At 71.3% G+C, this 19,699-nt stretch carries 18 protein-coding genes; 6 read left to right on the forward strand and 12 right to left on the reverse strand.

What is annotated here, in order from left to right; genetic code table 11:
* Positions 1 to 9: 9 nt before the first annotated feature.
* Positions 10 to 963, reverse strand: coding sequence for an AEC family transporter (locus tag AB9M23_RS04785; protein WP_372423761.1), 954 nt, complete (start codon positions 961 to 963; stop codon positions 10 to 12).
* Positions 964 to 1,289: 326 nt separating this feature from the next.
* Here AB9M23_RS04785 and AB9M23_RS04790 point away from each other — a divergent pair, with 326 nt between their 5' ends.
* The 3 genes from AB9M23_RS04790 to AB9M23_RS04800 are packed head-to-tail and all read left to right on the forward strand — an operon-like array spanning position 1,290 to position 4,103.
* Positions 1,290 to 2,051: an SDR family NAD(P)-dependent oxidoreductase gene (locus AB9M23_RS04790; RefSeq protein ID WP_372422964.1), complete on the forward strand. Its 762-nt coding sequence runs from the start codon at positions 1,290 to 1,292 to the stop codon at positions 2,049 to 2,051.
* A 43-nt stretch (positions 2,052 to 2,094) separates the two neighbouring features.
* Positions 2,095 to 3,315, forward strand: a complete 1,221-nt coding sequence (locus tag AB9M23_RS04795) for an acyl-CoA dehydrogenase family protein (protein WP_372422965.1) — start codon at positions 2,095 to 2,097, stop codon at positions 3,313 to 3,315.
* Positions 3,312 to 4,103 (forward strand): hydroxypyruvate isomerase family protein, encoded by a 792-nt coding sequence (locus AB9M23_RS04800; protein WP_372422967.1) that lies wholly within the window; start codon positions 3,312 to 3,314, stop codon positions 4,101 to 4,103. Before AB9M23_RS04795 ends, AB9M23_RS04800 begins: the two co-directional genes overlap by 4 nt.
* Before the next feature lie 25 nt (positions 4,104 to 4,128).
* On the opposite strand, the gene AB9M23_RS04805 is transcribed toward AB9M23_RS04800, so the two are convergent.
* A complete protein-coding gene (locus tag AB9M23_RS04805; protein WP_372422968.1) occupies positions 4,129 to 4,932 on the reverse strand; it encodes a ChbG/HpnK family deacetylase in 804 nt (267 codons plus the stop codon).
* An 86-nt stretch (positions 4,933 to 5,018) separates the two neighbouring features.
* Here AB9M23_RS04805 and AB9M23_RS04810 point away from each other — a divergent pair, with 86 nt between their 5' ends.
* Positions 5,019 to 5,774 carry a class I SAM-dependent methyltransferase gene (locus tag AB9M23_RS04810; RefSeq protein ID WP_372422970.1) on the forward strand — a complete coding sequence of 252 codons (756 nt, stop codon included), beginning with the start codon at positions 5,019 to 5,021 and terminating at the stop codon, positions 5,772 to 5,774.
* A gap of 66 nt (positions 5,775 to 5,840) precedes the next feature.
* Positions 5,841 to 7,367, forward strand: coding sequence for a murein biosynthesis integral membrane protein MurJ (murJ, locus tag AB9M23_RS04815; RefSeq protein WP_372422972.1), 1,527 nt, complete (start codon positions 5,841 to 5,843; stop codon positions 7,365 to 7,367).
* Positions 7,368 to 7,376: 9 nt separating this feature from the next.
* Here murJ and AB9M23_RS04820 read toward each other — a convergent pair whose 3' ends face one another.
* From AB9M23_RS04820 to glpD, 10 genes are all read right to left on the reverse strand, one after another.
* Complete coding sequence (locus tag AB9M23_RS04820) at positions 7,377 to 8,366, reverse strand: SDR family oxidoreductase (protein ID WP_372422974.1); 990 nt, start codon at positions 8,364 to 8,366, stop codon at positions 7,377 to 7,379.
* Between the two features lie 71 nt (positions 8,367 to 8,437).
* On the reverse strand, positions 8,438 to 9,619 hold the full coding sequence (locus tag AB9M23_RS04825) for a PQQ-dependent sugar dehydrogenase (RefSeq protein ID WP_372422976.1): 1,182 nt from the start codon (positions 9,617 to 9,619) through the stop codon (positions 8,438 to 8,440).
* A gap of 70 nt (positions 9,620 to 9,689) precedes the next feature.
* The gene (locus tag AB9M23_RS04830; RefSeq protein ID WP_372422977.1) at positions 9,690 to 10,841 is read right to left on the reverse strand and encodes an iron-containing alcohol dehydrogenase; all 1,152 of its coding nucleotides are present in this window, start codon (positions 10,839 to 10,841) and stop codon (positions 9,690 to 9,692) included.
* A gap of 215 nt (positions 10,842 to 11,056) precedes the next feature.
* Positions 11,057 to 12,769 (reverse strand): ABC transporter substrate-binding protein, encoded by a 1,713-nt coding sequence (locus AB9M23_RS04835; protein WP_372422978.1) that lies wholly within the window; start codon positions 12,767 to 12,769, stop codon positions 11,057 to 11,059.
* A 70-nt stretch (positions 12,770 to 12,839) separates the two neighbouring features.
* Positions 12,840 to 13,112 (reverse strand): DUF2160 domain-containing protein, encoded by a 273-nt coding sequence (locus AB9M23_RS04840; RefSeq protein WP_372422979.1) that lies wholly within the window; start codon positions 13,110 to 13,112, stop codon positions 12,840 to 12,842.
* A 13-nt stretch (positions 13,113 to 13,125) separates the two neighbouring features.
* Complete coding sequence (locus AB9M23_RS04845; RefSeq protein WP_372423762.1) at positions 13,126 to 13,902, reverse strand: carbohydrate ABC transporter permease; 777 nt, start codon at positions 13,900 to 13,902, stop codon at positions 13,126 to 13,128.
* A 92-nt stretch (positions 13,903 to 13,994) separates the two neighbouring features.
* Positions 13,995 to 14,867, reverse strand: a complete 873-nt coding sequence (locus tag AB9M23_RS04850; protein ID WP_372423763.1) for a carbohydrate ABC transporter permease — start codon at positions 14,865 to 14,867, stop codon at positions 13,995 to 13,997.
* Positions 14,867 to 15,961, reverse strand: a complete 1,095-nt coding sequence (locus tag AB9M23_RS04855) for an ABC transporter ATP-binding protein (protein ID WP_372422980.1) — start codon at positions 15,959 to 15,961, stop codon at positions 14,867 to 14,869. The genes AB9M23_RS04850 and AB9M23_RS04855 overlap by 1 nt, the downstream gene beginning before the upstream one ends.
* Before the next feature lie 11 nt (positions 15,962 to 15,972).
* Positions 15,973 to 17,061, reverse strand: coding sequence for an ABC transporter ATP-binding protein (locus AB9M23_RS04860; RefSeq protein WP_372422981.1), 1,089 nt, complete (start codon positions 17,059 to 17,061; stop codon positions 15,973 to 15,975).
* A gap of 17 nt (positions 17,062 to 17,078) precedes the next feature.
* Positions 17,079 to 18,611 carry a glycerol-3-phosphate dehydrogenase gene (glpD, locus tag AB9M23_RS04865; protein WP_372422982.1) on the reverse strand — a complete coding sequence of 511 codons (1,533 nt, stop codon included), beginning with the start codon at positions 18,609 to 18,611 and terminating at the stop codon, positions 17,079 to 17,081.
* Between the two features lie 240 nt (positions 18,612 to 18,851).
* Here glpD and AB9M23_RS04870 point away from each other — a divergent pair, with 240 nt between their 5' ends.
* The gene (locus tag AB9M23_RS04870; RefSeq protein ID WP_372422983.1) at positions 18,852 to 19,643 is read left to right on the forward strand and encodes a DeoR/GlpR family DNA-binding transcription regulator; all 792 of its coding nucleotides are present in this window, start codon (positions 18,852 to 18,854) and stop codon (positions 19,641 to 19,643) included.
* Positions 19,644 to 19,699 lie beyond the last annotated feature (56 nt).

Genomic DNA, 19,699 nt, shown 5'->3' on the forward strand with positions numbered 1-19,699 from the left:
GCCGGGATCTCACGTCGCGTAGAGCGCGAGCAGGATCGGCAGCGTCACGAGCGTGACGATCAGCGAGGCGATGATCGCGACCGAGGTCTCGTCCTCGAAGTGCTGGTACTTCGAGGCGAACACGAACACGCCCGCGCCGATCGGCTGCGCCGCCATGATCAGCGCCGCGACGAACCAGAGGTCGCTCGTCTCCATGCCCAGCACCCAGATCGCCACCGCGAAGGTGACGAGCGGCTGGATCACCACCTTGATGGCGATGAGCGGCAGGATGCGGGAGATCCGTCGGCCGTCGAGCAACGCCGAGGCGTCGAGCTGGGCGAGGCCGAGCCCGAGCGCGAACAGCGCGGTCGGGCCCGCCGCCGCGCCGAGGAAATCGGCGAAGAGCGCGACGGAGACGGGCAGGGGGATGCCGGCGACGCTCACCACGACGCCGGCGACGACGGCGACCGTGAGCGGATTCGTCAGCGTCGCCTTCAGCGCGCCGGCGAGCGCCGCCCCGCCGCCGGCGCCGCCGGTGCCGCGGCGCGAGAGCAGGTCGTTGAGGAGGATCACCGTCATGATCACCGGCACGTTGTGCAGGATCGTGGCGATCGCGGCGGGCACCGCCGCGCCGGTGCCGAGCGCGGTGATCAGGATCGGCACGCCCAGGTACCCGGTCGTACCGTAGGAGGCGGCCATGGCGGGGATCGTCGCCTGCGGCATCGCCGTGCCGCCGAGACGCGCGGCGAGCGCCCCGAGTACGAAGGCGGCGGCGATGCCGGCGAGCGTGGCGCCCATGAAGCTCCATTGCTGCAGCTCCGCCGGGTCGGCGCGCGCCACCGCGACGAACAGGAGCGCCGGCAGTGCGCCGTAGAGGACGTACTCGTTGAGCAGTCGCGTCCCCGCCTTGTCGACCCCCCGCCACAGGGCGAACAGGTATCCGGCCAGGATCACCGCGAAGATGGGCGCCACGATCTGGAGCATTGCCGACACGACCTCTCTCGCGCGATCGGCGGTGTGCCGATGGCGAACTCCTCGCACGATGTTCGCAGCCGCGAGCGCGACAGCCGGCGTGCTGCTTCGATCGGAGCAGACTGACGCGTCGATTGCAGATTTGCTCATCATCGCTCCGAAAGTTGCCGGGAGCAACCATGGCCACCGCAGTGGAGCCCCGCCGTGGAGGCGTGGCGCTCGACCGGAGCGCGCGACCGGAGCGCTCGACCGGGGCGCTCGACCGGAGCGCTTGACCGTTGGGCGCGGCCGTTCGAACCTGTCGGGGCGCGGCGCGAGACCGCGGGTGGAGGAGCGGCATGGATCTCGGGGCGCGGCTCGCGGGCCGGCATGTCCTGATCACGGGGGCATCGAGCGGGCTCGGCGCGCATTTCGCGCGGCTGTGCGCCCGCCACGGCGCCCGGGTCAGCGTCGCCGCGCGGCGGCGCGAGCGCCTCGCCGCCCTCGTCGGCGAGCTGGAGGCGGCGGGCGCCGCCGGAGCGACGGCGCTCGATCTCGACGTCACGGACGCGCATTCGGTCGCCGACTGCTTCGACGCGCTCCCCGCGCCGCTCGACGTGCTCGTCAACAACGCCGGCATCAGCGGCCCCGGCGCGGCCATCGACCTGCCCGTCGAGACCTTCGATGCGATCATGGCGACGAACCTGCGCGGCCCCTGGCTGATGGCGACCCACGCCGCCTGCGCCTGGCGTGACGCCGGCAGGGGTGGGACCATCGTCGGCATCGCCTCGATCGTCGCCGAGCGCGTCGCGGGCGGGGTCGCGCCCTACTGCATCTCCAAGGCGGGCGTGAAGCAGATGACGGCGGCGCTCGCGCTGGAATGGGCGCGCTTCGGCATCCGCGTCAACGCGCTCGCGCCGGGCTACATCGAGACCGAGATCAATGCGGGCTTCTTCGACACGCCGGCGGGGGAGGCGCTCGTCAAGCGCATCCCCATGCGCCGGCTGGGCCGCCCGGAAGATCTCGACGCGCCGTTCCTGCTGCTGGCGACCGACGCCGCGCCCTGGATGACCGGCGCGCTGGTGCCGGTCGACGGCGGGCATCTGGTCTCGGGTCTGTGACGGCGATGGCCCGCGCCGACGCCGCCCCCAAAGCGGAGTGACCATGGATTTCACGATTTCCCCACGGGTCGAGGACCTGCGCCGGCGCATCCACGCCTTCGTCGAGCGCGAGCTGATCCCGCTCGAGAGCGATCCGGCGGCCTGGGACGCGCACGAGAACATCGCGCTGCCGGTGCTCGCCGACATGCGTGCGAAGGCGCGGGCCGAAGGGCTGTGGTGCCTGCAGCTGCGGCCGGAGACCGGCGGCGGAGGCCTGGACAAGCAGGGCATGGCGGTCTGCTACGAAGCCATGAACCGCTCGATCTTCGGCCCGGTCGTGTTCAATTCCGCCGCGCCGGACGACGGCACGATGATGCTGCTCGAGGCGGTCGCGACACCCGAGCAGAAGGCGCGCTGGCTCACGCCGATCGTCTCCGGGGCGGTGCGCTCCGCCTTCGCGATGACCGAGCCGCATCCCGGCGGGGGGTCCGATCCGGGCATGATCACGACCCGCGCCGAGCGGGTCGCCGATGGCTGGCGGGTCACGGGGCGCAAATGGTTCATCACCGGCGCCGCCGAGGCGCGCCACTTCGTGCTGATCGCACGCACCTCCGACGACGCGCGGCGCGGGCTGACCGCCTTCCTCTTCGACGCCGCCCAGCCCGGCTGGGAGATCGTCCGGCGCATCCCGATCATGGGGCCGGAGGAGCACGGCGGGCATTGCGAGCTCGTCTTCGACGGGCTCGTCGTCCCCGACGACGCGGTTCTGATGGGCGTCGGCGACGGGCTCAAGGCGACGCAGATCCGGCTCGGGCCGGCGCGGCTGACGCACTGCATGCGCTGGCTGGGCCTCGCCGAGCGCTGCGTCGAGATCGCCCGCGCCTGGGCCGCCCAGCGCGAGGGCTTCGGCGTGCGCCTCGCGGACCGCGAGAGCGTGCAACTGATGCTCGGCGACCTCGCCATGAAGATCGAGGTCGGCCGGCTCCTCGTGATGAAGGCCGCCTGGGCGCTCGACCGCGGGTCCTTCGCCAGGAAGGAGATCTCGATGGCGAAGATCGCGGTGGCGAACCTCCTGCACGAGGCCGCCGACGTCGCGATCCAGATCAACGGGGCGCGGGGCTATTCCAAGGATACGGTCCTCGAGTGGATCTACCGCTATGCCCGCCAGGCGCGCCTCGTCGACGGCGCGGACGAGGTCCACAAGATGGTGCTCAACCGCCGGCTCGCCGAGGAGGGCGACGGTTTCTGGCGCTGGGACGTCGCGGACGGGGAGGGCGCGCCGTGACCCCGATCCTGCCCCGCGCGCGTCTCACCGCCAACATCGCGCTGCTCTTCCCCGATCTGCCGTTCCTGGACCGCGTCGACGCCGCGGCGTCTTGTGGCTTCGCGCAGGTCGAGTGCCATTTTCCCTACGACCATCCGGCCGAGACGCTCGCCGCGCGCCTCGCGGCGGCGGGCGTACGGATGACCGGGCTCAACACCCGCCCCGGCGGCCCGGGCGAATGGGGGCGCGCGGCGCTGCCCGGGCGCGAGGAGGCGTTCCGCGCCGATCTCGACGAGGCGCTCGGCTACGCCCGTGCGCTCGGCGTGACGGGCGTGCACGTCATGGCCGGCCATCCCGCGCCCGCCGAGCGCGAGGCGGCGCGCGCGACATACGTCGCGAACCTGCGCGAGGCGGCGGACCGGGCGGCGCCCGACGGCATCACCATCCTGGTCGAGCCGCTCAACGCCACGGACCGGCCGGGCTACTTCGTCTCCCGTGCGGACCAGATCGCGGCGATCCTGGGCGAGGTCGGGCGGGAGAACGTGAAGCTGCTGTTCGATTTCTACCATGTCCAGATCGGGGAGGGGGACCTCGTCCGCCGCTTCCGGCGCCACCTGCCCCTCGTCGGTCATGTCCAGATCGCCGCCGTGCCCGATCGCGGCGAGCCGGACGGCGGCGAGATCGCCTATCGCACGATCTTCGAGGAGATCGCCGGAAGCGGTTACGGGGGCCTGATCGGCCTCGAGTACAGGCCCCGCGGCGACACGGCGGCGGGGCTCGCCTGGATGGAGCGGCTCGGGATCGGGTGATCGGCGCTCCCGAGGTTCCGCTCGGCTACCGCCACGCGCCCTCCGGCGCCGGCACGAGCCGCCAGGAGAGCACCTCCATCAGGTCGGAGAACCTGGTGGAGGAGAGGTAGAACAATTCCCGTCCGCGCCGCTCCGCGAGGCGGTCCTGCGCCTCGAGCGTCGCGTCGGGGTAGGCGGGGCGCACGACGAGGAGCGGCGCGGGACCGGGCGCCTGCGCGAGCCGCTCGTAGGCGGCCGGGATTGCGAGATCCCGGGTCGCGGGGAGGAAGCCGGCATAGCCGCGGTTGACGCCGTAGCCGCGTCGGCGCGCGCCGGCGGCGAAGCCGCGCGCCAGCGCGTGCGCCCCGCTCGCGCGGACGAGCCCCGTGCCCCGGCGCAGGCGTGCGGAGAGCCGCTCGGACGGGTCGCGCAGCCACGCCGCGCCGGCGAGGCCCTGCGCATCGAGCGCATGGAGGAGCGCGCCGCGCACGCCCGGCGCGACGTGGACCTCGCCGGGCGCGCCGACGAAGTCCGGCGCGCGCCCGACGGCCTGCGCGAAGGACTCGACCTGCGCCCGGATGCGCCCGACGAGCGCGTCGCGATCGAGCCGCCCCGCGATCGCCCGGGCGAGGAAAGCGGCCGGCCGCCCGTCGGCGAGATCGAGGGCGAGGCCGACGCCGATGCTCCGCGGCATCACGGCGAGCTCCGCCGCCCGCGTGGCGAAGACCGGCCCGCCGGATCGCGCGGCGATCGCGGAAATGCGCCCCATGGCGACGAGATCGAGCGCCGCGTCGCACACGCCGTGCGCGATGCCGTAATCCTCCGCCATGACGACGATGCTCCGCGTCAACGGACCCCCCGCCCTCCGCTGCCGAACCCCGATTAGCGCGCGCGTTGGTTAGGCGCTAGCGTGACGTCGCGAATCGGAGGCGCGCGATGGCCGCATTCAAGGACCACTTCTCGAGTACGTCGGCGGCCTATGCGAGCTTCAGGCCGACCTACCCCCCGGAGTTGGCGCGGACGCTGGCGGATGCCGCACCCGCCAGGGAGCGCGCGCTCGACGTCGGGTGCGGCAGCGGGCAGCTGACCCGTCTGCTCGCGGAGGAGTTCCTGCACGTGGTCGGCGTCGACGCCAGCGCCGAGCAGATCGCCCGCGCCGAGCCGCACGAGCGCGTCGCCTATCGCCGTGCGACGGCGGACGCCACCGGCGCGGAAGCGGGTTGCGTCGACCTCGTCGTCGCGGCGCAGGCGGCGCACTGGTTCGATCTGCCCGCCTTCTACGCCGAGGCCCGCCGTGTCGCCCGTCCCGGCGCGGCGATCGCGCTGGTGGCCTACGCGACGCTGGACCTGCCGGAGGACGAAGCCGCGAACGCGGTCGTCGCCGATTTCTACGGGCAAGTCGCCGGGCCGTACTGGCCGCCGGAGCGTGCGCACGTGGAGGCCGGCTACGCGACGCTCCCCTTCCCGTTCCAGGAGATCGCGCACGCGCCGCTGGCGATCCGGGTCCGCTGGCCGCTGGGAGCGCTCATGGGGTACGTCGGCACCTGGTCCGCCCTCGCCGGCCTGCGGCGCGCGCGGGGCGACGCCCCGATCGAGGACTTCCGCGCCCGGCTCTCGGACGCCTGGGGCGATCCGGACGCGCCGAAGGCGATCCGCTGGCGGATCGCGCTGCGGCTCGGGCGCATGCCGTGAGCGCGACGCATGACACGCGGCCGGCGCCGCGCTAGAGCGGAGCGCCCCAGGCAGCGCGGACCCGTCATGCTCAAGAAGATCGTCTCCGTCGGCGGATGGACCCTGCTCTCGCGCGTCACCGGCTTCGCGCGGGACGTGACGATGGCGGCCGTGATGGGCGCCGGGCCGATCACCGACGCCTTCGTCGTGGCGCTGCGGCTGCCGAATCATTTCCGGGCGATCTTCGGCGAGGGCGCCTTCAACGCCGCCTTCATCCCGACCTATGCCCAGGCCCGCGCGGCGCGGGGGGATGCGGACGCGCGGATCTTCGCCGGGCGGATCACCGCCCTCGTGCTCGCGGTCCAGCTGCTCGTGCTCGCAACGGCGCTCGCCTTCATGCCGCAGCTCGTCGGCCTGCTCGCGCCGGGCTTCGTCGACGATCCCGACCGTTTCGACCTGACGGTGACGCTCACGCGCATCACCTTCCCCTACCTGCTCTTCGTCACGCTGGTGACGCTCTTCTCGGCGGTGCTGAACGCGCACGACCGCTTCGCGGCTGCGGCGGGGGCGCCGATCCTGCTCAACGTCTCGCTGATCGCGGGGCTGCTGCTCGCGGGCTTCTTCCCGAGCGCGGGCCATGCCGCCGCGTGGGGCGTCGCGGTGGCGGGCGTGCTCGAGCTCCTGCTCGTGTGGTGGGACGCAGCCGCGCGGGGCATCGCGCCGAAGCTCGCGCGACCACGGCTCGACCCGGACGTGCGGAAGTTCTTCAGGACGCTCGGCCCGGCGCTGATCGGCTCCGCCGGTGTCCAGATCGCCATGTTCGCCGACACGATCATCGCCTCGCTCCTGCCGGCGGGCGCCGTGTCGTCGCTCTACTACGCCGATCGGCTCTACCAGCTCCCCGTCGGCGTCATCGGCATCGCCGCGGGCACGGTGCTCCTGCCGGAGATGAGCCGGCGCATCGCCGAAGGGGACGTCGCCGGAGCGCACGCGTCGCAGAACCGAGCGGTGGGCCTCGTGCTGGTTCTGGCACTGCCCGCGGCGGCGGCCTTCGTGGCGGTACCCGACCTGATCATGTACGCGCTCTTCGGCCGCGGCGCCTTCACGGCGGCGGACGCCGCGGCGGCGGGGGCGGTCCTCGCCGCCTACGCGACGGCACTGCCGGCGGTGGTGTTGATCCGCGCGGGGCTCGCGAGTTTCCATGCCCGCTCGGACACCGCCACACCGGTCTTCGCCTCGCTGACGGGCGTCGCCGTCAACGTCGTCTTCAAGATCCTGCTGACGGAGCCGCTGGGCGCCCCGGGCCTCGCCTTCGCAACCGCGATCGGTGCCTGGGTGAACGTCGGCCTGCTGTTCTTCCTCGCGCGACGTCGCCGCTGGGCGGCGCCGGACGCGACGCTCGGCAAGACGCTGGTCGTGAGCCTCGCCGGCGCGCTCGCGCTCGCGGCTGCCGTGCTGACGCTGCGCGATCCCGCGGGGACGCTCGCCGCGCGGCTGCCGGCTCTCGAGGCGGAGACGCACCTCCTCCTCCTCGCCGGCGCGGGCGCGCTCGTCTACGGTGCGCTCGTGCTCCTGGGACTGAAGCTCGCCCGCGTACGGATCGCGCGGCGGTGATCGGCGGCCTCAATAGCCGCCGATCACCGGCAGGATCTCGCCCGTGATGTAGCTCGCGGTCTGCGGCGAGGCGAGGAACACGTAGGCCGGCGCCAATTCCTCGGGCTGGGCCGGGCGGCCCATCCGCGATCCGCCGCCGAAGCTCTCGACGACCTCGGCGGGCGCGTCCGCCGGGTTGAGCGGCGTCCAGACCGGCCCGGGCGCCACCACGTTCGCGCGGATGCCCCGGGGCATGAGCTGGCTCGCCAGAGCCCGCGTGAAGGCGTGGATGCCGCCCTTCGTCATCGAGTAGTCGAGGAGCGTCTTGCTGCCCCTGATCCCAGTCACCGAGCCCGTGTTCACGATCGACCCGCCGTAGGGCAGGTGCGGAACGGCGGCCTTCGTCATGGCGAAGTAGCCGCGCAGGTTCGTGCGCATCGTGCGGTCGAAGTGCTCTTCCGAGATATCCTCCAGCGCTATGGCGTGCTGCTGGAAGGCGGCGTTGTTGACGAGTACGTCGAGCCGCCCGAACGCCTCCAACGTGCGCGCGACGGCGAAGCGGCAGAACGCAGCATCGGAGACGTCGCCCGACAGCACGAGGCAGCGGCGTCCCTCGGACTCGACGGCCCGGCGGGTCTCCTCGGCGTCCTCGTCCTCGGCGAGATGCACGACCGTCACGTCCGCGCCCTCGCGGGCGAAGAGGACCGCGACGGAGCGGCCGATGCCGGAGTCGCCGCCGGTGACGATCGTCGCCATCCCGTCGAGCTTGCCCGACCCCTCGTAGAAAGGTGCATCGTAGAGCGGGCGCGGCTCGAGGTCGGCCTCGGACCCCGGCTTGTCCTGGTGCGTCTTCGCGTAGGGAAGCTCCGGATAGCGCCGCGCGCCCGCCTGCATGGCGCCCTCGCGGCCGGCCTCGCCGCTCTCGCCGGATCCGTCGGCGCGGTCGATCCGCTCCTGGATCGCGCGGTACTCCTGCGCCACGCGCGCGGCGTTCTCTCGGAACGTGGTCTCGTCGCTCATGATGTCTCCTGTCGATGCCCGGCGCGAATGCGGGGGGGCGCCGCGAATTCCGCGCGGCGCGCCCGCGTCCGTCACTCCACCGGCGAGAGCCGCAGGACGGCGCCGTCCTCCCGGTCGGAGAGGACGAAGACGCGCCCGTCGGGGCCCTGCGCGACGTCGCGGATGCGGGTACCGAGCGGGATGCGCTCGGCCTCTTCCAGCGCCTCGCCGCCCTCGAAGTCGACGCGCACCAGCCCCTGCGAGACGAGGCCGCCGATGAGCGCGTCGCCCCGCCATGCCTCGTAGACGTCGCCGCCGTAGAAGATCATGCCGGAGGGTGCGATCACCGGTGTCCATTCCAGCGCCGCGTCGGCGAAGTCCGGGCGGGTCGCCGGGTCCGGGATGTCCTCGCCGTCGTAGTGGCGGCCCCAGCTCACGACCGGCCAGCCGTAGTTGCGCCCGGCCTGCGGCTGGTTGAGCTCGTCGCCGCCCTCCGGCCCCATTTCCGCGACCCAGAGCGCACCGGTGTCGGGATGGAGCGCCGCCGCCTGGATGTTGCGATGCCCGTAGGACCAGATCGCGTCGTCGGCGTCCTCGTCGTCGACGAACGGGTTGTCCTGCGGGATCGAGCCGTCGGGGTTCAAGCGGACGATGGCGCCGAGCGTGTTCGAGAGGTCCTGCGCCGGGTCGAACTCGAAGCGCTCGGCCATGGCGAGGAACACGTGCCCGTCGGGCGTGAAGACGATGCGGCTGCCGAAATGGTTCTCGCCGGACGTCGCCGGCTCCTGGCGGAAGATCGTCTCGAAGCCCTCCAGTCGCCCGTCGATGAGCCGCCCGCGCCCTAGCGCCGTGGCGGCGCCGCCGTCGCGGGGCTCGGCGAAGCTGAGATAGATCAGGTCGTTCTCGGCGAAGTCCGGATCGAGCGCGACGTCGAGCAGGCCTCCCTGTCCCTGCGCGAACACGTCCGGCACGCCCTCGACTGGGTCCGACAGCGTGCCGTCGCTCGCGAGGATGCGCAGGCGGCCGGGGCGCTCGGTGACGAGGAGCCGCCCGTCCGGCAGGAAGGCCATGCCCCACGGATGGACGAGGCCCTCCGCGATGCGTTCGATCGCGATCTGGCCGGCGTCGGTGGCGATCGTCTCGACCTCCTCGATAGTCGGGAAGCCCGACGTCTCGGACGTCTCCTGCGCCGATGCGGCGAGCGCGCCCGCGACGAGCGCCGTCGTGGCGGCGAGCGCGAGCCTTGCTCCGGTGCGGGGAAGATGCGTGTGCATGGGGTCTCCTCACGGTGCGTACCGCCGGAGAACCGATGCCGCCGCGTGCCGTTCCCACACCGCAGGCGCGTCAGGCGGCCGCGCGCAACATGCCGACGAGGGCCGGGGCGTCGAAGGCTGCGGCGCTCGCCTTCATCGAGGACGACGCCGCGGCCATCTCGGCGAGGGTCTCGTGGTCGGCGGGGTCGACGCCGAGCATGGTCAGGCCCGGCAGGCCGTGGCGGGCGGAGAAGGCGGCCAGCGCGCGCGGCGCCTCCTCGGGCGAGACGCCGAGCGCGGGCGCGAGGTCGGCTCGGACCTGTGCGAGGCGCCGCGCCAGCTCGGAGCCGGGAGCGGCCGCGGCGTCGAGAGCCTCGAGCGCATGCGGCAGCAGCGCGCCGCAGACGGCGCCGTGCGGCGCGTCCGCGAGCCCGCCGATCGGGCCGGCGAGGCCGTGGACGACGCCGAGGCCCGCATGGGCGAGCGCGAGGCCGCCGCACAGGCTGACATGGGCCATGGCGTCGCGCGCGTCCGCGTCCTCGCGCTCCATCAGCGTCGCGAGCGCGGGCAGCGCGAGCGGGATCGCGGCGCGGCAGAGCGCGTCCGTGAAGGGGTTCGCGCGCGCACTCAGGTAGGGTTCGACGACCTGCGTCAGCGCGTCGAGGCCCGAGGCGAGGGTCACCGCCTTCGGCAGGCCGTCCGTGAGCGCCGGATCGACGATGGCGATGCGCGGCACCATGCGCGGGTCGCGCAGGCTGACCTTGCGGCGATGCTCCGGCACGCCGACGACGGCGTTCTTGGTCACTTCCGCGCCGGTTCCGGCGGTGGTGGGCAGCGCGACGCAGGGGAGGGGATCGGCCCCGAGCGGGAGGCCGCGGCCGACGACCTCCAGATGGTCGAGCGGTGCGGTCTCCTGCGGGATCAGCGCCGCGAGCGCCTTGCCGAGGTCGATCGCGGCCCCGCCCCCGATGGCGACGACGGCATCGGGCATGGTGGCGCGGGCGGTCGCGAGCGCCTCCTCCAGGAGGGACAGCGTCGGCTCGCCCGGGCAGGCGAGGGCGGTGACGGCGACGCCTTCACCGAGAAGGCCGTCGAGCAGCCACCTCGCGCGCGCGGGATCGCGCCCGTGCACGACCACGACCCGGCGGGCCGTCGCCGCCACGAGCCCCGGCGCCTGCGCCGCACATCCGCGCCCGAAGACGATCCGGCCGGAGGGGCCGAAGACGAAGGAGGGGAGGGGCATGGCGGTGCTTCTTCGTGTGGGTATGGCCGTCGTGCGGCTCTGTCATCCCCGATTGCGAAGCAAGTCCGGGACCCGGAACCACCGGTGCTCGTCGCGCGCACGTCGGTGCCGTGGCGAGAACGGCGGTTCTCGACCCGGGGCGCGCTTCGCGACCCGGGGTTACGAACTTGGGAGGCGGGCCCATCGGCCCGCCTCCCCGAACCGAGCCGTCCGGCTCAGTTGTTCTGCCAGCTCTGGATCAGCTCGTCGTAGCCGATGGTCATCGGCTGCGGGTCCTCGTTCTCGAGGGCCGGCTTGGGAGATCCGGGCTGGTCGAGCCAGTACTGCGGGTCGCGCTCCTCGTTGAGCAGCGGCCCGATGTCGCCGAGCACGCCGGCGCGCTCGAGACGCGCCATCACCGCCTCCTGCTCGCGGCAGAGGTTGTCCATCGCCACCTGCGCCGAGACCGCGCCGGAGGACGCGTCGCCGATCGCCTGCCACCAGAGCTGGGCGAGGCGCGGGTAGTCCGGCACGTTGGTGCCCGTGGGCGTCCACTGCACGCGCGCCGGCGAGCGGTAGAACTCGATGAGCCCGCCGAGCATCGGCGCGCGCTCGGTGAAGCTCTCGTGCTGGATGGTCGATTCACGCACGAAGGTGAGGCCGACGTGCGACTTCTTCACGTCCACCGTCTTCGAGGCGATGAACTGGCCGTAGAGCCAGGCGGCCTTGGCGCGGTCCTCGGGGGTCGACTGCATCAGAGTGACGGAGCCGGCGTCCTGGTAGCCGAGCTTCATGCCCTCTTCCCAATACGCGCCGCGCGGCGAGGGGGCCATGCGCCACTTCGGCGTGCCGTCCTCGTTCACGACCGGCAGCCCGTCCGCCACCATGTCGGCGGTGAACGCGGTGTACCAGAAGATCTGCTGCGCGATCTCGCCCTGGGCCGGGACGGGACCCGCCTCGGAGAAGGTCATGCCGGCCGCCGCCGGAGGCGCGTAGGCCTGCAGCCACTCGACGTACTTCTCGACCGAGTAGACCGCCGCCGGACCGTTGGTCGCGCCGCCGCGGGCGACGCAGGAGCCGACCGGACGGGAGTTCTCGTCGACGCGGATGCCCCACTCGTCGACCGGCAGGCCGTTGGGGATGCCCACGTCGCCGGCGCCGGCCATCGACAGCCAGGCGTCGGTGAAGCGCCAGCCCAGCGACGGGTCCTTGCGGCCGTAGTCCATGTGGCCGAACACCGTGCGCCCATCGATCTCGCGGCCGGTGAAGAACTCGGCGATGTCCTCGTAGGCGGACCAGTTCACCGGCACGCCGAGCGGATAGCCGTACTCCGCCTCGAAGGCGGCCATGATCTCCGGATCGTTGAACCAGTCGTAGCGGAACCAGTAGAGGTTCGCGAACTGCTGGATCGGCAGCTGGTAGATCTTGCCGTCCGGCCCGGTGGTGAAGCTGATGCCGACGAAGTCCTCGATGTCGAGGTTCGGGTTGGTGACGTCCGCACCCTCGCCCGCCATCCAGTCGGTGAGGTTGCGGACCTGCTGGTAGCGCCAGTGCGTTCCGATCAGGTCGGAATCGTTGACGTACATGTCGTAGATGTTCTCGCCGGTCTGCATCTGCGTCTGCAGGCGCTCGATCACGTCGCCCTCGCCGATGAGGTCGTGCGTGACGTTGATGCCGGTGATCGCCGAGAAGGCCGGCGCCAGCACCTGGGCCTCGTACTCGTGCGTCGTGAGAGTCTCGGACACGACGCGGATGTTCATGCCCTGGAAGGCCTGAGCCGCGTCGATGAACCATTGCATCTCCGCTTCCTGCTCCTCGCGGGTCAGGCTGGAGAGATCGCCGATCTCGGCGTCGAGGAAGGCGCGAGCCGCCTCCATGTCGGCGGCGGCGGGCATCGCCATCGCCATCAGGGCCGCCGCAGCGACCGTCGTCGTCAAGTACTTGCGCATTCTTGGTCCTCCCGAACCTCTTCGTTGAGAGATCCGCCCGATTGGCGTCGCGGGCGGGGTGCGTGCCGGATCAGACGAAGCGGAAGACCGCCGCCGCGTAGATCAGGCAGGCGATCAGCGCGCCCCAGAGGGGCGGGCCGAACGTTCCGAGCCAGGCCAGCGAGATGAAGGCCGACCCGAGAAGGCTGATGAAGAGCCGGTCGCCGCGCGTCGTCTCGATGCGCAGGATGCCGACGCGTGGCGTCTCCGGGCGCAGCGCGGCGACGATCGTCATGGTCACCAGCAGCGCTGCGATGACCACGAAGAAGATCGCGGTCGGCCAGGTCCAGGCCATCCATCCCATGGACGTATCCTCCTCAGACGCGGCCGAGCGCGAAGCCCTTGGCGATGTAGTTGCGGACGAACCAGATCACGAGCGCGCCCGGCACGATGGTGAGCATGCCCGCCGCCGCGAGCACGCCCCAGTCGAGGCCGGAGGCGGAGACGGTGCGGGTCATCGTCGCGGCGATCGGCTTGGCGTCCACCGAGGTGAGCGTGCGCGAGAGCAGCAGTTCGACCCAGGAGAACATGAAGCAGAAGAACGCCGCGACACCGATGCCGCTCGCGATCAGGGGCATGAAGATCTTCACGAAGAAGCGCGGGAACGAGTAGCCGTCGATGTAGGCCGTCTCGTCGATTTCCTTGGGCACGCCGCGCATGAAGCCCTCGAGGATCCACACCGCCAGCGGCACGTTGAAGAGGCAGTGCGCGAGCGCGACGGCGATGTGCGTGTCGAACAACCCGATCGAGGAATAGAGCTGGAAGAAGGGCAGGGCGAAGACCGCGGGCGGCGCCATGCGGTTGGTGAGCAGCCAGAAGAACAGGTGCTTGTCGCCCATGAAGCGGTAGCGGCTGAAGGCGTAGGCCGCCGGCAGCGCCACCGTCACGGAGATGACGGTGTTCATCACCACGTAGATCATCGAGTTGACGTAGCCCATGTACCAGGACGCGTCGGTGAGGATCGTACGGTAATTGTCGAGCGTCGGCTCGCGCGGCCACAGGGAGAACGACGAGAGGATCTCGCTGTTGTCCTTCAGGCTCATGTTGAAGAGCCAGTAGATCGGCAGGAGCAGGAAGACGAGGTACAGCGTCATGATGACGGCGGACGTCTTCACCCGCGGCCCGGCGGCCGCCTTGGTGCGCGCGAGCGTCGCGCGCTGGGCCTGGACGACGGCGGCCTGGGCCATCACACGCCCTCCTTCTTGTCGAGGTTGACCATCACCGTGTAGAACACCCAAGAATTCAGCAGGATCACGAGGAAGTAGATCAGCGAGAACGCCGCCGCCGGACCGAGGTCGAACTGGCCGATCGCGGTCTTGACCAGGTCGATCGACAGGAACGTCGTCGCGTTGCCCGGGCCGCCGCCGGTGAGGACGAAGGGCTCGGTGTAGATCATGAAGCTGTCCATGAAGCGCAGCAGGATGGCGATCAGCAGCACGCCCTGCATCTTCGGCAGCTCGATGTAGCGGAACACCTTCCACCGGCTCGCCTGGTCGATCTCGGCGGCCTGGTAGTAGGCCGGGGGGATGGACACCAGCCCGGCATAGGCGAGCAGCGCCACGAGCGAGGTCCAGTGCCAGACGTCCATCACGATGATGGTGATCCAGGCATCGAGCGCATCCTGCGTGTAGTTGTAGTCGATGCCGAGCTCGGACAGGGTCCGGCCGAGAAGGCCGATGTCGACGCGGGCGAAGACCTGCCAGATCGTGCCGACCACGTTCCACGGGATCAGCAGCGGCAGCGCCATCAGGACGAGGCAGACCGAGACCCAGACGCCCTTCCTGGGCATGCACAGCGCGATCAGGATGCCGAGCGGCACCTCGATGGCGAGAATGATCGCCGAGAACAGGATCTGGCGCCCGAGCGCGTCGCGGATGCGGTCGGAGGCGAGCACCTGCTCGTACCACTCGAAGCCGGCCCAGAAGAAGACGTTGTTGCCGAACGTGTCCTGGAACGAGTAGTTCACCACCGTCATCAGCGGGATGATCGCCGAGAACGCGACGAGGACGAGGACCGGCAGGACGAGGAACCAGGCCTTCTGGTTGACGGTCTTGTCCATCACGCGGCCCGCCCCTGCAGCATGCGCCCCTCGACGAGGCGATCCTCGACGTAGACCCCGATCCGCGCCGGATCGAGGACGACGCGGTTCATCTCCTGCGACACCGGCCGGCCTTCCGGGACGACGACGTTGATCTCGCGGCCGAACAGCGCGAGCCGCACGATGCGGTGGCGCCCCACGTCCTCGATGCGCGTCACGCTCACGGGGAGCCCGGGTCCGTCCTGCGACAGCGTGAGGAACTCGGGCCGGATGCCGATCTCGACCTTGCCCGCCAGCGCCGGATAGGACGCGCCGAGCGGGATCTCGACGCCCTCGACGTGCGCGGACGCGCCGTCGACGCGGGCCGGCAGCACGTTCATCCCCGGCGAGCCGATGAAATAGCCCACGAACGTGTGCGCCGGGCGCTCGAACAGCTCGGCGGGCGTGCCCGTCTGGACCACCTGGCCGTCGTACATGACGACGACCTTGTCGGCGAAGGTGAGCGCCTCGGTCTGGTCGTGGGTCACGTAGATCATCGTGTGGCCGAACTCGCGGTGCAGCGCCTTGAGCTGCGTGCGCAGCTCCCATTTCATGTGCGGGTCGATCACGGTCAGCGGCTCGTCGAACAGGATGGCGTTGACGTCCTCGCGCACCATGCCGCGCCCGAGCGAGATCTTCTGCTTGGCGTCCGCGGTCAGCCGCCGCGCCGCGCGGTCGAGCACGTCGCTCATGCCGATCATGTCGGCGATCTGCTCGACGCGCCGGCGCACGTAGTCGCGGTCCGCGCCCCGGTTCACGAGGGGGAAGGCGAGGTTCTCGCGCACCGTCATCGTGTCGTAGACGACGGGGAACTGGAACACCTGCGCGATGTTGCGCGCCGCCGTCGGCAGCCGCGTGACGTCCTCCTCGCCGAACAGGATCTTCCCCTCCGAGGGGGTGATCAGCCCGGAGATGATGTTGAGCAGCGTGGTCTTCCCGCAGCCGGAGGGGCCGAGCAGGGCGTAGGCCGAGCCGTCGTCCCAGACGAGGTCGAGGCGCTTCAAAGCATAGTCGGCTTCCGATCGCGGCGCGCCGGAATACGAATGGGCGAGGTTCGAGAGATGGATGCGGGCCACCTTGCGCCTCCTCAAGCCGCGTGCGCGTAGGAGGCGGGTGCGGCGAGCGCGCCGTCCTCCTCGAAGACGTAGACGTGGGCGGGGTCGACGTGCACCGTCAGCGCCCGCCCGTGCTCCAGGGCGCGCACCCCGTGGACGAGACCGACCCAGCGGTCGGAGCCGTGGTCGATGTGGACGTAGGTCTCCGAGCCCGTGATCTCGGTCTCCGACAGCACCGCCGGGAAGGCGAGGCAGCCGGGGTGGGGCGGCTCGAGCTCGAGATGGTTCGGCCGGAAGCCGGCGAGGTAGCGCCCGTCCTTCAGCGCGCCGAGCGCGCCGAGCGCCGGCACGCTCTCGCCCGCGCCGAAGAGGAGTCGATCGCCGGCCTTGGCGATCTTCAGGAAGTTCATCGGCGGGTCGGAGAAGACCCGTGCGGTGACGGCGTCGGCGGGACGGCGGTAGACCTCGGGGGTTCGACCGAACTGCGTGACGCGGCCCTCCCACAGCGTCGCCGTGTTGCCGCCCAGCAGCAGCGCCTCCTCCGGCTCCGTCGTCGCGTAGACGAAGATCGCGCCGGATTCCTCGAAGATGCGCGGGATCTCGGCGCGCAGCTCCTCGCGCAGCTTGTAGTCGAGGTTCGCCAGCGGCTCGTCGAGCAGCACGAGGCCGGCGCCCTTCACCAGCGCGCGGGCGAGCGCGCAGCGCTGCTGCTGGCCGCCGGAGAGCTCGAGCGGCTTGCGCTCGAGCATTCCGTCGAGCTTCATCAGGGCCGCGGTCTTCTTCACCGCGGCGTCGATCTCCGCCCGCGGGCGGCCGGCGACCTTCAGCGGCGAGGCGATGTTCTCCCACACCGACAGCGTGGGATAGTTCACGAACTGCTGATAGACCATGGCGACGTTGCGGTCCTGCACGCGCCGGCCCGTCACGTCCTCGCCGTTCCAGACGATGCGGCCGGTGGCCGGCTTGTCGAGGCCGGCCATCAGGCGCATGAGCGAGGTCTTGCCCGCGAGCGTCGGCCCCAGCAGCACGTTCATCGTGCCCTTCTCGAGCGTCAGCGTCGTCGGGTGGATGTGGGTGCGTCCGTCGACGACCTTGGACACGTTGTCGAGCACGAGCGTCATCCGCGTGTCGCCTCCTCTCATTCCGCCGCGAGGCTGCGCGCGATCTCGCCGCGCGCGCGCATGAACGCGTCGAGCGCCTGGGCTTCCTCGCGCGAGAGCCGAAGGCCGAGCTTCGTGCGCCGCCAGATCACGTCCTCCGCGCGCGCGGCGTACTCGCGCTCCATCAGCCAGACGACCTCGCGCTCGGTCAGCGTCGCGCCGAAGGCGCGGCCGAGGTCCTCCGCGCGCCGCGCGTCGCCGAGCACGGCGCGCGCCTCGCTGCCGTAGGCGCGCACCAGCCGGCGCGCCCAGAAGGGCGTGAGGAACGGGTAGTCGCGGGCGAGATCGTCCACGAGGCCCTCGAACCCGTCGACGGGGAAGTCCCCGCCCGGCAGCGGCACGCCGGCCGTCCAGGGGCCGGACGATTGCGGGAAGAAGCGGCCGATCTTCGCCATCGCCGATTCCGCCAGGCGACGGTAGGTGGTGATCTTGCCGCCGAAGACGTTGAGCAGCGGCGGGCCGTTCTCGTCGAGCGAGAGCACGTAGTCGCGCGTCGCGGCGGTGGCGGACTTCGCGCCGTCGTCGTAGAGCGGCCGCACGCCGGAATAGGTCCAGACGACATCGGAACGGCCGATGGGCGTCTTCAGGTATTCCGAGACGAAGCCGCAGAGATAGTCGATCTCGCCTTCCGTCGCCTTCGCCTCGCTCGGCCCGCCCTCGTGGTCGCGGTCCGTGGTGCCGACGAGCGTGAAGTCGGTCTCGTAGGGGATGGCGAAGACGATGCGCCCGTCGCCGCCCTGGAAGATGTAGCAGCGGTCGTGGTCGAACAGCCGCTTCGTGACGATGTGGCTGCCGCGCACGAGGCGCACCTTCTCGGACGAGTTGATGCCGAGCACGCCGGCGATCACGTCCGCCACCCAGGGCCCGCCGGCGTTGACGAGGGCCTTCGCCCGCGCCGTCTCGCGCCTCCCGTCGGCATGGGCGATGTCGATCGTCCACAGGCCGCCCTCGCGGCGTGCGGAGACGACCTCGGCGCGCGGCAGGATGCGCGCTCCGCGCGCCTCGGCGTCGCGGGCGTTGAGCACGACGAGGCGGCTGTCCTCGACCCAGCAGTCGGAATACTCGAACCCGCGGGCGAAGTCGTTCTTGAGCGGGGTGCCGGCGGCGTCGCGCCTCAGGTCGAGCGAGCGCGTCGCGGGGAGGATCTTCCGACCGCCGAGGTGGTCGTAGATGAACAGCCCCAGCCGCAGGAGCCAGGCCGGGCGCAGGCCGCGATGGTGCGGCAGCACGAACCGAAGCGGCCAGGAGATGTGCGGCATGGCCCGCAGCAGCGTCTCGCGCTCGATCAGCGATTCCCTGACCAAGCGGAACTCGTAGTATTCGAGGTAACGCAAGCCGCCGTGGAACAGCTTGGTCGAGGCCGACGACGTCGCCGAGCCGAGATCGTTCATCTCCGCGAGCGCGACCGAGAGGCCTCGGCCGGCCGCATCGCGCGCGATGCCGCAGCCGTTGACGCCCCCACCGATGATGAACAGGTCGAAGGCCTCGCGGCCTCCGGCTTCCTCCGACACGACGTTCCATCCCTCTCGCTTATTTTCGCCGAGCGTCGCGTCTCGGCTTCGGTGAGTCAACCATTATTTTCGCAAATTTTCGTATCGACCGCGATCGCGCGTGAAATCGCCCTTCGGGGGGCGTTCCACGGCTTCCGCCGCGGGCCGCCGCGTTCGTGGATGCGCGGCCCGCGCGCGTTGCCTTTCGGCCCGGGTCCTGCCACGGTCCGTGCCGGAGACGAGGTACGGAGCACGGCCGGCATGGCTCAGAACTTCCGCCAGAAGGAGATCCTCGATCTCGCCCGGCAGCACGGCAAGGTCGTCGTCGAGGATCTCGCGGCGCATTTCGACGTCACCGTCCAGACCATCCGCCGCGACCTCACCGAGCTGTGCGAGGCGGGCGAGCTGACACGGGTCTACGGCGGCGCGATCCTGCGCTCGGGCGTCGCCAACATCGGCTACGAGGACCGTCGTGGGCTGATGGCGGAAGAGAAGGACGCGATCGCCCGCGCCTGCGCCCGCGCCATCCCCGACGACGCCTCGCTCTTCCTCAACATCGGCACGACGACGGAGGCGGTGGCGCGCGCGCTGCTCTCGCACCGAAACCTCATGGTCGTGACGAACAACATCAACGTGGCCAACATCCTCTCCGCCAACGAGAGCTGCGAGGTGGTGGTCGCCGGCGGCGTCATGCGCCGGCCGGACGGCGGGCTCGTCGGCGACGTGACGCTCGAGATCGTCAAGCACTTCAAGGTCGACTTCGCCGTGATCGGCGCCTCCGCGCTGGACGTCGAGGGCGACCTGCTCGACTTCGATTTCCGCGAGGTGCGCGTCTCGCAGGCGATCCTGCGCCAGGCGCGCCGCGCCTACCTCGTGGCCGACCATTCGAAGTTCTCCCGCAGCGCGCCGGTGCGCATCGCCTCGCTGGAGGACATCGACACGTTCTTCACGGACGCGCCCCCGCCCGAGCCCGTACGCAGGCTGTGCCGGGACTGGGGCACGGAGATCGAACCGGCGTCGGCGGAGGAGGCGGCGGGCCGCCGGACCGGGTGACCGCGCGCCCGGCGTTGATTCCCGGCGTGCGCGGGCGCATCGTCGCGCCGGGCGGG

The organism is Salinarimonas chemoclinalis, from assembly GCF_041514305.1.
GTDB lineage: Bacteria > Pseudomonadota > Alphaproteobacteria > Rhizobiales > Beijerinckiaceae > Salinarimonas > Salinarimonas chemoclinalis.

Bases quoted from the DNA above. Each gene is read 5' to 3' on its own strand.
- AB9M23_RS04860 (WP_372422981.1), bottom strand. From the start codon at position 17,061: ATGACGCTCGTGCTCGACAACGTGTCCAAGGTCGTCGACGGACGCACC.
- AB9M23_RS04870 (WP_372422983.1), top strand. From the start codon at position 18,852: ATGGCTCAGAACTTCCGCCAGAAGGAGATCCTCGATCTCGCCCGGCAG.
- AB9M23_RS04785 (WP_372423761.1), bottom strand. From the start codon at position 963: ATGCTCCAGATCGTGGCGCCCATCTTCGCGGTGATCCTGGCCGGATAC.
- AB9M23_RS04795 (WP_372422965.1), top strand. From the start codon at position 2,095: ATGGATTTCACGATTTCCCCACGGGTCGAGGACCTGCGCCGGCGCATC.
- AB9M23_RS04835 (WP_372422978.1), bottom strand. From the start codon at position 12,769: ATGCGCAAGTACTTGACGACGACGGTCGCTGCGGCGGCCCTGATGGCG.
- murJ (WP_372422972.1), top strand. From the start codon at position 5,841: ATGCTCAAGAAGATCGTCTCCGTCGGCGGATGGACCCTGCTCTCGCGC.
- AB9M23_RS04840 (WP_372422979.1), bottom strand. From the start codon at position 13,112: ATGGGATGGATGGCCTGGACCTGGCCGACCGCGATCTTCTTCGTGGTC.
- AB9M23_RS04850 (WP_372423763.1), bottom strand. From the start codon at position 14,867: ATGGACAAGACCGTCAACCAGAAGGCCTGGTTCCTCGTCCTGCCGGTC.
- AB9M23_RS04830 (WP_372422977.1), bottom strand. From the start codon at position 10,841: ATGCCCCTCCCCTCCTTCGTCTTCGGCCCCTCCGGCCGGATCGTCTTC.
- AB9M23_RS04845 (WP_372423762.1), bottom strand. From the start codon at position 13,902: ATGACGCTGTACCTCGTCTTCCTGCTCCTGCCGATCTACTGGCTCTTC.
- AB9M23_RS04790 (WP_372422964.1), top strand. From the start codon at position 1,290: ATGGATCTCGGGGCGCGGCTCGCGGGCCGGCATGTCCTGATCACGGGG.
- AB9M23_RS04810 (WP_372422970.1), top strand. From the start codon at position 5,019: ATGGCCGCATTCAAGGACCACTTCTCGAGTACGTCGGCGGCCTATGCG.
- AB9M23_RS04825 (WP_372422976.1), bottom strand. From the start codon at position 9,619: ATGCACACGCATCTTCCCCGCACCGGAGCAAGGCTCGCGCTCGCCGCC.
- AB9M23_RS04820 (WP_372422974.1), bottom strand. From the start codon at position 8,366: ATGAGCGACGAGACCACGTTCCGAGAGAACGCCGCGCGCGTGGCGCAG.